15 protein-coding genes are annotated in these 14,077 nt (G+C 50.3%); 1 reads left to right on the forward strand and 14 read right to left on the reverse strand.

Translation table 11 applies throughout. The features are described from left to right. Positions 1-138: 138 nt before the first annotated feature. Positions 139-2,040 (forward strand): DUF885 domain-containing protein, encoded by a 1,902-nt coding sequence (locus I2H39_RS10390; RefSeq protein ID WP_195626398.1) that lies wholly within the window; start codon positions 139-141, stop codon positions 2,038-2,040. A gap of 180 nt (positions 2,041-2,220) precedes the next feature. Here I2H39_RS10390 and I2H39_RS10395 read toward each other — a convergent pair whose 3' ends face one another. The 14 genes from I2H39_RS10395 to fliD form a co-directional block, all read right to left on the reverse strand. Continuing rightward, on the reverse strand, positions 2,221-3,153 hold the full coding sequence (locus I2H39_RS10395) for a permease-like cell division protein FtsX (RefSeq protein WP_195626399.1): 933 nt from the start codon (positions 3,151-3,153) through the stop codon (positions 2,221-2,223). After that, a complete protein-coding gene (gene ftsE, locus I2H39_RS10400; RefSeq protein ID WP_347708581.1) occupies positions 3,143-3,829 on the reverse strand; it encodes a cell division ATP-binding protein FtsE in 687 nt (228 codons plus the stop codon). Before ftsE ends, I2H39_RS10395 begins: the two co-directional genes overlap by 11 nt. 45 nt (positions 3,830-3,874) lie before the next feature. Next, the gene (gene flhB / locus I2H39_RS10405; RefSeq protein WP_138310668.1) at positions 3,875-4,936 is read right to left on the reverse strand and encodes a flagellar biosynthesis protein FlhB; all 1,062 of its coding nucleotides are present in this window, start codon (positions 4,934-4,936) and stop codon (positions 3,875-3,877) included. 79 nt (positions 4,937-5,015) lie between these two features. Then, on the reverse strand, positions 5,016-5,795 hold the full coding sequence (locus I2H39_RS10410; RefSeq protein ID WP_195626401.1) for a flagellar biosynthetic protein FliR: 780 nt from the start codon (positions 5,793-5,795) through the stop codon (positions 5,016-5,018). A 15-nt stretch (positions 5,796-5,810) separates the two neighbouring features. Next, complete coding sequence (fliQ, locus tag I2H39_RS10415; RefSeq protein ID WP_002566250.1) at positions 5,811-6,074, reverse strand: flagellar biosynthesis protein FliQ; 264 nt, start codon at positions 6,072-6,074, stop codon at positions 5,811-5,813. Positions 6,075-6,118: 44 nt separating this feature from the next. Continuing rightward, the gene (fliP, locus tag I2H39_RS10420; RefSeq protein ID WP_195626402.1) at positions 6,119-6,895 is read right to left on the reverse strand and encodes a flagellar type III secretion system pore protein FliP; all 777 of its coding nucleotides are present in this window, start codon (positions 6,893-6,895) and stop codon (positions 6,119-6,121) included. Beyond that, a complete protein-coding gene (gene fliO, locus I2H39_RS10425) occupies positions 6,888-7,265 on the reverse strand; it encodes a flagellar biosynthetic protein FliO (protein WP_138310671.1) in 378 nt (125 codons plus the stop codon). The genes fliP and fliO overlap by 8 nt, the downstream gene beginning before the upstream one ends. Before the next feature lies 1 nt (position 7,266). Further along, a complete protein-coding gene (locus I2H39_RS10430) occupies positions 7,267-8,208 on the reverse strand; it encodes a FliM/FliN family flagellar motor switch protein (protein WP_195626403.1) in 942 nt (313 codons plus the stop codon). A gap of 15 nt (positions 8,209-8,223) precedes the next feature. Beyond that, on the reverse strand, positions 8,224-9,114 hold the full coding sequence (locus I2H39_RS10435) for a FliM/FliN family flagellar motor switch protein (protein ID WP_195626404.1): 891 nt from the start codon (positions 9,112-9,114) through the stop codon (positions 8,224-8,226). Continuing rightward, positions 9,107-9,958, reverse strand: a complete 852-nt coding sequence (locus I2H39_RS10440) for a flagellar motor protein MotB (RefSeq protein ID WP_138310674.1) — start codon at positions 9,956-9,958, stop codon at positions 9,107-9,109. Before I2H39_RS10440 ends, I2H39_RS10435 begins: the two co-directional genes overlap by 8 nt. After that, on the reverse strand, positions 9,959-10,393 hold the full coding sequence (gene flgC / locus I2H39_RS10445; protein ID WP_138310675.1) for a flagellar basal body rod protein FlgC: 435 nt from the start codon (positions 10,391-10,393) through the stop codon (positions 9,959-9,961). It abuts the gene before it with no gap. An 11-nt stretch (positions 10,394-10,404) separates the two neighbouring features. Further along, positions 10,405-10,761 carry a flagellar basal body rod protein FlgB gene (gene flgB, locus I2H39_RS10450; RefSeq protein WP_138310676.1) on the reverse strand — a complete coding sequence of 119 codons (357 nt, stop codon included), beginning with the start codon at positions 10,759-10,761 and terminating at the stop codon, positions 10,405-10,407. A 21-nt stretch (positions 10,762-10,782) separates the two neighbouring features. Continuing rightward, entirely contained in the window at positions 10,783-11,163 is a 381-nt protein-coding gene (fliS, locus tag I2H39_RS10455; RefSeq protein WP_195626405.1) for a flagellar export chaperone FliS, read from the reverse strand. 16 nt (positions 11,164-11,179) lie between these two features. Then, on the reverse strand, positions 11,180-14,074 hold the full coding sequence (gene fliD, locus I2H39_RS10460) for a flagellar filament capping protein FliD (protein WP_195626406.1): 2,895 nt from the start codon (positions 14,072-14,074) through the stop codon (positions 11,180-11,182). Positions 14,075-14,077: the final 3 nt, after the last annotated feature.

Here is a 14,077-nt window from a genome sequence, read left to right on the forward strand (position 1 = left end):
GACGTGCCCCCTGTTTTTTCCCTCTTTGGAAAGGCCCGGCAGTTTTTTCACTGCTCATAAGTTGTAATTTCCGCTCATATACTATATAATGTCGTAATACAAAACAGAACAGACACCCCAATGGAGGATTTGTTTAGAATGAGACAACGAAAAACCATATTTTTACAATACCTTTTATCCCTGCTCCTGGTCATAAGCCTGACAGCCGGATGCACGGCGCCCGCACGCCCTCAGGCTTCCGCTCCGCCGGCAAAGGAATCCGCTGCCCGGGAAAGCACACAGTCCTATGAACAGTATGAAAAGAAAACCCTTGATGCCCAGACGTCCTTTGACCAGCTGACCACGGACCTGTTCCTGGATGAAGTTGACAATTCGCTTATCACGCTTCACTACACCCTGGCCAATCCGGCCGCCTACGGCATTACTGACTACGATAAAACCCTGGGGACCGTATCCCTGGAGGACAGTAAACAGGCTCTGAATGATGCCAAATCCCTGAAAGTACAACTAAACGACATTGACAGCCGGCTGCTCCGTGAAGACCAGCTGCTCACATACAATATCCTGTCGTCCTATTTAAACACCATGCTGACCAGTGAAGGTCTGGAGCTCTATGACCAGCCTCTTTCCTCATCCCTGGGCATACAGGCACAGCTTCCCATACTGCTGTCCGAGTATGTATTCTACAGCAAGCAGGACGTAGAGGATTACCTGTCCCTTTTATCCTCCATAGACACCTACTATGACAGCATCATTGCCTTTGAAAAGGAAAAGACCGCTGCCGGCCTGGGACTGTGCGACACGGTCATTGACCGCATCCTCAAATCCTGCAATGCATATCTGCTGGATGCAGACCACAGCTTCATGGCAGAAACCTTTGCGGAACGCCTGGAGCAGGTGGAAGGTCTGACAAAGCAGGAAAAGGATGATTTCATTGCCAGGAACCATACTGCCATTGACGAACATTTCGTACCTGCATACCAGAAGCTGATTGAGGGACTGACTCCCTTAAAAGGAACCGGAACCAATGACAAGGGACTGTATTACTTCCCTCAGGGCCAGAAATATTACCAGTACCTGGTCAATGCATATACAGGAACATCCTATCAGGATATTCCTGCCCTGAAAAAGGCCATGAGCAGCCAGATGATGGATGACCTGACCGCTATGGATGAGCTGCTGACCGAAAATCCCACCCTGGGAAAAAAACTGTACTCCTATTCCTTTTCCCTCACCGACCCAAACCAGATTCTGGAGGATTTGAGAAAACAGTGTGCAAAGGATTTCCCGGCCATTGAGGATTATACCTGCAGCATAAAAAATGTTCCGGCTGCCCTGGAAGCCACCCTGAGCCCGGCCTTCTACCTGACCGTACCCATTGACCGTCCTCAGGACAATTCCATCTACATCAACAACGGGAGCACCAACACAGCCAGGAACCTGTATTCCACCCTGGCCCATGAGGGCTATCCCGGCCATATGTACCAGACCCTCTATTTCAACAAACATAACAGCTGCAACCTGCGAAAGCTCCTGAGCTTCAGCAGCTATTCCGAAGGCTGGGCCACCTATGTGGAATACTATTCCTACAGCCTGAACAACGGCCTGGACCCGGACCTTGGAGAACTGCTCCAGCACAATGCAGCCTTTACCCTTGCCCTGTATGCCATCCTGGATGTGAACATACACTATGAAGGCTGGGACATCAAGCAGGTGGAGGATTATTTGAACCACTACTTCCGCATCAGCGATTCTTCCGTCATCACCACTATTTATTATGACATTGCGGAGAATCCTGCCAACTACCTAGAATATTATGTGGGCTACCTGGAAATCCTGGGAATGCAGCGGGAAGCCAAAAAAACCCTTGGAAGCCGCTATACCAACATGGAATTCAACCGTTTCCTCCTGGATATCGGACCCGCTCCCTTCAGCGTCATCAAACCCTATTTTGCAGAGTGGCTGACCCGGCAGAATGAGGCCGGACAGAAGGCGGTTGAAAGCCAGAATCCAGGCAATAACCAGCGGACAGACGGATAAAATAAAACAGTCTTACGCCATCCATGCATGGCCTGAACCATATACGTATCATAAAGCAGGATTTGCTTCCCCAACGGGAGAAATCCTGCTTTATTATATTAAAATCCCCATTCAGTTAAGCCGCAGACATCCATAACCGGTTATCCCCGTCCGCCTTCCCAGCCCCTTTATCCGGAACCATTAACGCTCTTTCCTTTTCCGTTTCAATTTCCCCATAACAGACAGACCTCCCGCCACTCCTGTAAAAATCCCCAGCAGCGCAGATGCCCGTACAAGCCCCGGAAATACCTGGGCTTCAGTGAGAAGCCCGCCTTCCAGCCCGCCCAGACTTCCCATGCCGTCCAGGCCGGCCACCGCAAAGGCAAGGCCCCATCGGTACAGCCAGAACAGAAGAATCAGCGGAATGACCACCCCTGCCGCCCCCATGACAACGGCCTCCGCCATAAAAGGAATCTTCACAAAGCCTTCCCGCGCTCCCATAAGCCGCATAACCCTTGTTTTCTCCTTCTGGGCCTCAATGCCCACGGACAGGGTATTATGAATCAGCAGCACTGATATCAGGACTAAAAGCACTGCGCTTCCGGTAATCAGACGGGCCGCGCCCTGGCGCAGCCTTAAAAGCGCCATAACCGTATCCGCCGAATGGGTGGTTTTCCTCACGCCTTCAAGGCCCTCGGCATACTCCACAAACCCCTCCTGGCTGCCAATCCGGTCTATATACACCTGATAATTTCCACTGGCGGCCAGAGGATTATCCTCCTCAAAAATTCCGTCCAATGCCTCTGCATTTTCGTAATACTTCTCTTTAAATCCGCTCCAGGCCTCGTCCGCCGACACATACACGGTCCGCAGCACCTCCGGACGGCTCTGAATCAGATTTCCAATCTCCTCCACCCGTTCCGGCAGGATACCCTCATCAAAGAATACAGCCACATAGACTTCCTGCTCCGTCCTCTTTACCATACTGTCCACATTGGCCGCCGCCAGATAAAAAAGGCCGAACAGAAAAATACAGGCCGACATGGTAATGACAGACGCAGCCGTATACACTCTGTGATGCCACAGGTTTTTAAACCCCAGGCGGAACAGGTAAAGCAATGTCCTAATGCCCATATGCCATTCCCTCCCTTGCAAGGTCCCTCACCACCTGTCCCCGGCGCAGCACCACCTGCCTTCTGTGCATGCTCCTCACCAGCTCCTGATTGTGTGAAACCACCAGTACCGTGGTCCCCTGACTGTTAATCCGCTCCAGCAGACGCATGACGTCCTCTGCATTCTTCTGGTCCAGATTGCCCGTAGGCTCATCCGCCAGAAGCAGCACCGGACGGTTCACAATTGCCCTGGCAATGGCTGTGCGCTGTTTTTCCCCTCCTGAGAGCTGGTCCGGATAATACCCTGCCTTTGACGCAAGCCCCACCTGGTTCAATACCTCCATAACCCTGCGCTTCATGGTTTTGTATTCCGCCTCCACGACCCGCTGGGCAAATGCCACGTTTTCATATACTGTAAAATCAGAGAAAAGCCGGAAATCCTGGAATACCATACCGATATAGCGCCGGTACTGGTAAATCTGGCGCTCCCTGAGGCCTGCCAGCTCAATCCCATTGACCCGGATATTCCCCTGGGCAGGCTCTGTTTCCTTTAAAATAAGCTCCAGCAGCGTGGTCTTTCCCGCGCCGCTGTCTCCCTCCAGAAACACCAGCTCCCCCCTGTCAACCTTCAGGCTCACATCATCCAGGGCCTTTTGCCCGTTTCCGTATATTTTAGTAACCCTGTCAAAGAAAATCATACTGTTGTCCACTGCAAACCTCTTTTCCGGGAAATTTATCCACAATCACATATCCTTATTCTGAAGCTTATAAACAAAGGCAAGTATCTTGGCCACGGTCTGATAATATTCCTCTGGAATCTCCATATCTACGTCCACCGTATCATACAATCCTCTGGCCAGAGGCCTGTCCTCCATGATATACACACCGCTGGCCTCCGCCACCTCCACTATCTTAAGGGCCAGATGGTCCGCGCCCTTGGCCAGCACAACCGGCGCCCTGTTTTTCCCGGAATCATACCCCAGGGCCACAGCGTAGTGGGTTGGGTTACGGATTACCACATCTGCATTGGGAACATTCTGCATCATACGCCTGGACGCCATCTGGCGCTGCTTCTCACGTATTTTCCCTTTAATCTGCGGGTCGCCTTCCGTCTGTTTGTACTCTTCCTTTATCTCCTGTTTGCTCATGCGCAGGTTCTTCTCATACTCCCACCATTGATAGAGATAGTCCACGGCTCCCAGAAATACAAAGGCAATTCCCACTGTGTCCACCAGGGAAACCACTGTATTCCCCACATAAATGAGGGCGGATGCAACTGTTCCCTCCATCAGTCCCGTCAGCTCCGCCAGCCTGCCCTTTAAAAAGAACCATACCACCCATCCCAGCACCGTAATCTTAATAAGGGACTTTAACAGTTCAATGACAGACCTCAGGGAAAACATACGCTTAAATCCCTTCAGGGGGCTGATTCTGTCAAACTTGAATTTTAGCACATCCCACGAAAATGCCATCCTGGTCTGGAAAAAGGTGACTATGACCGCCACCAGAACGCCGATAAAAAGCAGGGGCAGGGACGCCTTAAAGAACACCAGCACGGCTTTCATGAACAGTCCCTTCCCCCCTTCCTGCCAGAACACATCCGGCGATGAGGCATATGAAAAAAACAAGTGTATACACTCCCCAAAGCTCTCATACATCATAGGCGCCAGGGCCTTTAGGGAATGGAACAGGACCAGCAGCGAGCACACAGCGGCCACATCGCTGCTCTGGAACACATTTCCCTTTTTGCGTTCGTCCTGCCGCCGCTTTGGCGTGGCTTTCTCGGTCTTTTCCTCAGCAGCCACCTGTCACCACTTCCTCTCCCTGTATATTAAACATCCGGTTATCTGCAGCGCCCGGCATCTGCGGCATCCCGGCATCCCGTCACCCGAACATCATCAGCAGCTTCTGCGCCTCTGTCATCATGGCCTCTATATAACGGTCCATAAATGCGCCCATGGGATAGGCAAACAGCATCAGCAGCAGAATTCCCAGCAAAATCTTGCACTGTATGTTGATGACAAACACATGAATCTGGGGAATCAGCTTCATAAGCACCCCCATGGTCATCTCCAGGATGAACTCCGCCGCCACAAAGGGAAGAACCAGCTTTATCACCATGAGGAATACGGAACCAAACAGGGTTATGATATACCACAGAATACGTCCTCCCATTATAGCCCCTGCTCCCACCGGCACCACCTGGTAGCTGTAGGCAAAGAGCCGCACCATAGTCAGATGGCAGCCAGACGCAAAAAAATAAAGATAAAAAAACACGTTGACAAACTGGCCCAGAATAGCGGTCTGGACTCCGCCTGCCGGGTCCATGACCTTTCCCATGGCCAGTCCGAACACCGTGTCCAGAAAGTCTCCTGCCACATAGAGCATATAAAAAAACATGTGAAACACACAGCCAATCACCAGCCCCAGTATCACTTCCCTTATCAGGGCCTCCACCATATCAAAGGTGTTAAAGGCCATGACATGACCTGCCCCGTTTCTGACTCCGGGCGCAATAAGAAGGCTGAGGGCCAGCACCAGGCCGGTCCGCACCATGGGCGGAACGCCTTTGCGTGAAAACACGGGATTGATAAAAACCAGTCCCCCCATTCTCGCAAAGACCAAAAGAAAAATGTCAAAATACTCAAATATACCGCTGTCCATACCACACCACTCTCATCAAAGAGCTGCCATAATGGCAAACAGCTCCACCACAAACTCATTCATGACCTTGCTCATCCAGGACCCTAGGGCTAACAGCACCAGGGCAATGACAATCAGCTTGGGTACGAACGTAAGAGTCTGCTCATGAATCTGGGTGGCTGCCTGGAATATGGCCACCAGAAGCCCCACCGCTATGCTTATAATGAGAAGGGGGCCTGCGATTTCAAATGCAACCAGCATGGCCTCCTTCATGATTTCCATTACCTGTTCAGCGCTCATATCTTTTCCTCCTCAGAATGTAATCAGAGTGTCATCCCAGACTGTCACCGGAAGCTCTGGACCAGGGTCTTAATCACCAGGCTCCACCCATCCACCAGCACAAACATCATAATTTTAAAGGGAAGTGCAATCATGGTAGGCGGCAGCATAACCATTCCCATGGACATCAGCGTGCTGGACACAACCAGGTCGATAATCAGAAAGGGAATAAATATAAGGAATCCCATGGTAAATGCCTTGTTCAGCTCACTGAGGATAAAGGAAGGCACAATGGTGGTAAGACCCAGCTTCATATATCCCTCCTGTCCCTGGGATACATCCGGCGGCTGGGTTTTGGATATGGACAGGAAAAGGTCCAGACTCTTTTTCTCAGTCTGTTTCAGCATGAATTCCTTCATGGGCTCCTGTGCCCGCACAAAGGCCTCCTCCCTTGTAATCCGGCCTTCCCGGTATGGCTGGTAGGCCTGGGTATTCACAGAGGCAATAACAGGACTCATGATAAACAGGGTCAGAAACAAGGCAAGCCCTACCAGGATTTGGTTGGGCGGCGACTGCTGTGTGCCCAGAGCATTGCGCAGAAAAGACAGCACAATCACAATCCTGGTAAAGCTTGTCATCATGATAATCAGGGACGGGACCACAGCCAGGAACAGGAATAGGAACATGATGTCCAGCATATCCATGGGTTTGCCTGTGCCGGAAGCTCCCTGCAGGGTCAGGGATACATCCGTTGCATAAGATGTGACAGCGCCCGGCGCCCACATACAGACCAGCGCCCCTGCTCCTATGATTCTCCCTGTCTTTCGCAGTATCTTACTCATGATTCTTTTCTCCTGCCTTTTTCTCCTGCCTGTCCTTCTGTCCCTTTTCCTGGAAATGCCCCTTCATCTGGGATGACAGAAGGGAAATAAAATCAGGCGGTGTTTCCGCTGCCCCCTTCTTATCATAGGACTCCAGCTCTTCTATTTTGGATATCCCGCCAGGGGTTATCCCCATCAGGAAAATCCGCTCCTGCACCTTTACCACCAGCAGATAGGCATCACGGCCCAGGGCCATCTGGTCCAGAATCTCCATTCCCCCGGTCCTCTGGGCCCGTCCCATTCCCCGGCCCAGCATCCTGGTGGTGTAATAGGCCAGTACCAGCACCGCAATAAGGACAACAAGGTAAAACAGTATTTTTAAAAATGCCATATTATTCCCTCTTGCCCATGACCTCGGTGATACGCGCCCCGAAATGCTCCCCGGTCACCAGCACATCGCCTCTGCCAATCAGCTCGCCATTGACAACCACATCAGCCGGGGAGCCAGCCTGCTTATCCAGCACCAGCACCTGTCCCTCCTTAAGGGAAAGCACGTCCTTTACACTGCACACCGTGCTGCCAAGCCGTACTGATACATCCAGCGTGATATCCAGCAGCTTCTTTTTGTCTTCCCCTATCTGTTCTTTGGAATATTCAATGGGCGTGTACTTAAACTCCGGAAACGACACCTCCTGGACAGCAATGGCCTCCTTATGCTCCGCCATCTGCATTCCCGTCTCCTGTTCAGGCATATCGGCCATATCCGGTATCCCCATGACCTGTTTCAGCGCCTGGTCGGCAATGATATATGCATCTGATTCCACAACACCGTCAATGACATAGTGGAGGCCCATTAAAAGTACGGAATCCTCTGCCCTCCAGCTGCGGATAATATCCTGAATCCTCTCCGTATTGTCAAAGGCCGATATCCTGGTTATGGAATCCCGCATATCCCTGCCCAGGAAATCGTTGAGCTCATCCATGGCCGCGCCCACACATTGGGAGGCAACCTCCCTTAAAGTGCTCAGGGCAATCTCATCCAACGGGCTCAGGGTATCCACCGGTACCCCCATGATATAGTTGGTAAGCCTTATCATGTCTTCCTTTGCAAATATGTACAGCTGGTCCGCAGACATTCCCCTGACCGCCTTCCGGCTCTCTATGACCACATTAAAATGAGGCAGGCTCTCCGCCAGGGCGCCTGTGTCCGTTTCCTCCACATTGGACACCGACATCTTCACACTTCTGCCCAGAAGGGAGCCCAGTATATTGCATATAGGAACCGCCTCCATCTCCGTCAGTTCCTTGATGGCTTCTTTGTCCATTGATAACATGCCTTTTCCTCCCGGCTACAATTCACTGCTGATTTCCACGGCCTTGCGCATCTTTGTCTGGCCCGCCCTGGCCTCAAAACAGGCCACATCCTCCACATACAGGGACACGGCACTGTCAACCTTTTTATTAAGGGGAATCACATCCCCCGGAGCGAGCTGCAGTATGTCCTGGGCATCCAGGGTAAATTCATGAAGGATGGCCCTCAGCTCCACCTCGGATTCCAGCAGGTGCTGTTCAATATAGCTCCGTTTGGATTTCTGTTTGTCCTCATCCAGTTTCTTATGGCTGACCGCAAAGGAATAGCCGAACTTGGAAGTGAGCTCCTCCACATTAGGAGCAGGCATCACCATATTGAGTCTGGCCCTCAGCTTCTCAATCACCACCTCCAGCTCCACCTGGATGACCACATCCTCCTGGGCGCTCATCTGAAGCAGGTGGGGATTGGTCTGAAGCCCGGTCAGGGACGCCTCAATGTCCAGATACTGTCCCCAGGCTTCCCCTATAAATTCGGTGATTTTCTGCAGGACGTACTGTAAAATGGCCTTTTCAATGTCCGTAAAATCCCTTGACAAATCATACTCCGACCCAACTCCGCCTAAAAGCCTCTCAATCATAAAAAACGCCAGCCTGGTATCCACTTCCATGGTCAGAGGCGCCTCATTGTAATCCTTATTTGCCGGATTCATGGTAATCATTCCGAAAAGGGAATGGTCCTGCACAGAGCTGCTGAATTCCTGGTAACGCTTCTCCACAATACTGTTGATATTAATCTCACAGAAAGACTGGAGAAGACCTGTGAGATACGGCGCAAGGGCACGGGCAAAGCTGTCGTACAGATTTTCCACCGTGCTCATACGTTCCTTTGTAAATTTCTTTGGTGATTTAAAATCGTAACTCTTAATCACTGGCTGTTCCTTCCTGCATCATAGTCTCATCCCCGGGCATGGTCACCGGGAACAGGGGGTCCATTGTCTCCATTCCTTCGGCCGTATCCGGCGGCTTATATCCATTTCCAAGAATAATCATATCCACCCGCCGGTTCTGCTCACGGCCTTCCCTGGTTGTATTATCCGCAATGGGATAATATTTTCCATAACCTCGGCAAATCAGCTTCCTGGGATTGATTCCCACCTGTTCCTCCAGATAAATGGCCACATTATCCGCCCTCTCTGAAGACAGAAGCCTGTCGTTAATCAGGGAGTTTGCAGCCTGGGCCGTGTGTCCGTTTATGTAGATAGCAAGGATATTGTCCTGCTTTTCCTTAAGCATAATTCCGACTGCATCCAGCATGGATTTGCTGGCGTCTGTCAGATACGCATTGTCAGGTGCAAATAACAAATCATTCTTAAAACGGATGTACACTGCGTTCTCACTGTTGCTGACAACCGCGTCCAGATTCTCGGAGTCAAAATAAGTCTGTATATCCCTGGCCATGTCAGCCATTTCCCTGGCTGATGCCTGGTATTGCTGCGATGTCTGGTACTGCTGCGACGGCACCGCTGCATCTTCCGGCGCTTCTGCGCCTTCCCCTACAACCGGATATTTCAAATCAGAGGGCACATCCTCAATTTTAGTCTTTGCCTCGATTCCCAGCTGCCTCTGCATGGCAGATGCAACCTCCTCCAGCTTGGTCAGGTTTACATTTGATATGCTGTATAATAATACGAAAAAGGTCAGGACAAGGGTTATCATATCCGCGTAGGTATTTAACCACTCCTGGCCTCCTTCTTCATCCTTCTGCCTTTTCATTTATTTACCAATCTCCAGTGCTTTTAAAGCCATGCTTTTTGCAACATTAAGGGCCGTGACATTTGCCTCATAGGCGCGGGTGGCGGCCATCAGGTCCACCATCTCCTCTGCACTGTTTACATTGGGCATCATCACATATCCATCCTCATCGGCATCCGGATGGTCCGGGTCATAGACCGGTACCGGAGGATTCTGGCTCTCCACCACTTCCTCCACAAACACGCCGCCATTCTCCGCCTTTGTCATGGCTTTGCCCAGCTCATTCTTAAAGCTCAGGGCATTCTCCCTGAACACTACCTGCTTTCTCCTGTAGGGACCGCCCTCAGCTGTCCTGGTGGTGTTCTGGTTTGCCAGGTTCTGCATGATGATATCCGTACGGAACCGCTCTGCTGTCAGCGCGGAACCTGTTATATTAAGAGAATCCAAATACCCCATATCTGTCTCCTTTATTTGCCTGTGTTGTTAATGACATACCGCAGGGTGGACAGCCTGCCTGACACGCGCCCCGTGAGGGCTGCATACTGTGTATAGGCTTTCCACAGCTCCAGTTCTTCCTTTTCCACCTGGACATTATTGCCGTCCGGCCTGGCCTGGGTGGTTCCGTCTTCCTCCACCACGGGCTTTGCAATCCGCTCTGTCCCCTGGGCAGTCTCGCGGAATACATCCCTGAACTCCACTTTCTTGGCCTTATATCCAGGTGTTTCCACATTGGCAATGTTGTGGCTGGCAATCTGCTGCTTCAGCCACATGCCATCCATCCCTCTCTCCAGGGCTCCCAGGGCCCTGTCATCAAATAACGGCATGTTTTGCCTCCTTATCTCTCATCAGCCCGTATGGCCTATGCGTACCTGCTTGTCTGCCTGGGCAAATGCTTCCTTCAGTTCCGTTATCATGGGGAGAATCTCCTGTACCGTGTCCGGACTCTTCCTCACATTGGCCTGAATAATCTGGTAATTAAAATACTCATAGAGAGAAGACAGTCCCTTGGAAACCGGATACTGCTGGTCCAGCGTGGATGCCAGATGACTGATAATGGCCTGAGCCTTCTTAAAATGGGTATTGGTCGCTTCATAGTCCCCTGTCTCCAGTCCCAGAAGGCCCTTGTTCAGACGGTTGATTGTCTCATCGAACAAAAGGTTAATCATATCTCCCTGGGTCATGGTCATTATGGACTGCTGCTTATATTTTGCATATGGATTCTGCATAGTGATTACTCCTTCATCATGATGAGAACTGCTGGGTAAGCCAGGAACTCTGGCTGTTCATATTCGATATAGCCTGCTCCATGGCATTAAACTGATTCCAGTACCGGGTCTTTTCCAGCTGATACTTGGTATTCAGGTTGGAAAGTGTCTCTGAAATGTGCTTCATCTCCTCATAGAGGGTATTGCTGGTGGTAAGTACGTCCTTTGTGCCTGCGTAGCGCACCATGGTTCCGGGGCTTCCGCTGCTGACATTGGCAGCCTCCTTAAGGGCATTCTGCATGCCGACTCCCAGCCCCTGGTCCCTGTCCGTAAACAGCGTGCATATGGCATCCGCATTGGTGGCAACCATGGATTTAAGAACATCCTCATCAATGACCAGCTTACCGTTGTCCCTCCAGTTATCGGATGTCTCGATACCGATATCATAAAGTGACAGCCCCGCGCCCTCCACACTGCTGTAAAGAACCATTCTCATATCGCCCAGAAAGCTGGTGATGTTGGCGTCATTGTGAAGAAGTCCCTCCTTGGATTTTTCTTCCCAGAGTTCAATCTCCTTGTCGCTCATTTCCTTCTTCTGGTCGTCTGTGAGAGGCGCATATTTTTTGTAGTTTGCAGTCTCTTTCAGATGTGCATTCAGTTCTTCCACAAGTGTGTTGTAATCTTCTACAAAACTCTTCAAACTGTCTACTATTTTATCAGTATCACGGGACGTAGTCAAGCTTATTGGAGCACCAGTATCATGATACTCCGAGGTTAATTCCATGGTAATTCCATCCAGCTCAAAGGTATTTGTATTCCGTTCAATGACAGTGCCGTCTACGGTCAGTACGGCGTTCTGGCCGGCGGTTACTTCGGCGGTCATTTGCGACGAAAATGTAATTCCATCCTGCCCAAACAGACTGTTCATGAGGGCTTTTCCGTTTGTATCCGTTCCTTCCATGGTAAATCCCTTTGATGTGCCTTGTATCTGTATTTTACCATCCGATGTATAGCTTACTGTTACACCAGCCCCGGCTTTGTTCTGAATCTCTGCTGCTAAATCCGCAAAGTTTTTAGGAATACTTAAATTGTTTACATTAATCTCCTGTGAAGTTCCATCTTCCAGAGTTAACTTTAATTTGCCTTTTAAAATACCAGTATCATTTACTGCATTGGATGTTACTGTTTTAATGTTGGGAACACTCTGAATTGATTTCTTTCCGAACATTATTTCTACCGGATTCTTTTTTATTATATTGCCATCCGGGTCGGTTATATCACCTTCCACTCCCTCAATTTTCACATTCCCGGTCAGCCCCGTTATATTAAACCGGCCATCCTTATACTCTACCTTAGCATTTCCCCCAATGGCCGCCTGCAGCCGGTTCGCCACCGTTTCCAATGTAGTACTGCCAGTTATAGAAACCTCAGTCCCATTGACCTTTATTTTTCCAGCCATACCCGCGGCATCCCAAGTGGTATCCTTGCCAAGGACATTCGTCTCTCCTCCGGCAAACCCAAACACATCTGCTCCGCCGTTCGTTACATTATCGGATGTAAACGAAACCGCGTGTTCGGAAGACTGCACTGTCACGTAATTCATTCCTGCATTGTCAGGGTCCTCCTTCAGAGAAAAGTTCACCTTACCGCCGCCAAATTCTCTGGAAAGCTTGGAATTAACCGCGTCAATGACAGCCTGTGCATTCTTATAATTTCCAACGCCGTTTTTTCCTTCCAGTTTTACAGTGAAATCTGCTCCGTCCACCTGGAACGTAAGGGACTGGTCCCTTCCGCTGTTGAGATTATTTACTATAGCATCAAAATCCACGGAAGTTCCGCTGGTAATCTCCTGTGAAAACAGAGACGACTGGACGCCTGTTGCCTCCACGCCAAACATGGTGGTCAGCAGATTCCCATAGGTCTGGGACATGGTTATATTGGATATCTCTCCGGTTGAAGATGATTCCATAATAAACTTGTCAGCCGCTGAAGAATAGGATACCCGTACCCCTGCATCGCTGCTGTTGATGGCGCTGATCACATCGCTGAGCGTGGAATCCCCGGTCAGTCCTTTTATGGTCACGCCGTTAATCTGGAATTCATACCGGTTTCCCTCAAGAGGGGTGGCAAAATTCATATTTTTTAAGGATGTGCCGTAATCCAGCTTGTTGGAAAACCCGCCGGAAAATCCCAGGTTTGCAATCGTGTCATTGCTGCCGCCCGCCGTCTCTATGATAACCCTTCTGGAGGAATCAATTGCATTACTTGTGGCATTTCCGTTTCCGTCCAGCTTCACCAGCTTCATAACATTTATGCTGGTGCCGTCTGCGTCCGTTCCGGCCACCAGGTCCATTCCCACCGATGTTCCGAAATTCCGGTATAATGCCTGGTTTATATTATCAAGAGTATCCTGCTCTGTTGCCCCTTTTGTAAATGTTATAATCCTGTTTACGCCGTCCAAAGTAATGGAAAAGGAGTTCTCGCCCTCTGCCAATGCCGACAGATTTGCTTCCTGTCCTTTGGGCTCCCCTGTCACGGTCCCTGACGATTTGACCGTGCAGGCCTTTGCCAGCTGTGAAATCTCACTGATATTCATGGAGCTGACTGCATTGGACGAGACGGAGCTTATCTTAACGGCGCCGGAGCTGCTGATACCGGTCATGGTCTTAAACAGGCTCTGGCTCATAAGATTGGTCTGGCCCGAACCGTAATAAGAAAAATATTTATCGCTGAAGGTATTGATTTTCGTTATCAGGTCCCTGTAGATATCCTGTTTCCATTCAAGCTGCTGCTTTAATCCTGACTGTTTATCAATTTTAGTCTGGGTACCCATCAGAAGACTCTGGACAATACTTTCCGTATCCATGCCGGAGGCAAGACCTGATACATAATTCTTGTTGCCGTTACCGCTGACCGTATTGATTGATGACATTGT

Source organism: Clostridium sp. 1001283B150225_161107_B6, assembly GCF_015556325.1.
Classification (GTDB): Bacteria; Bacillota; Clostridia; order Lachnospirales; family Lachnospiraceae; genus Enterocloster.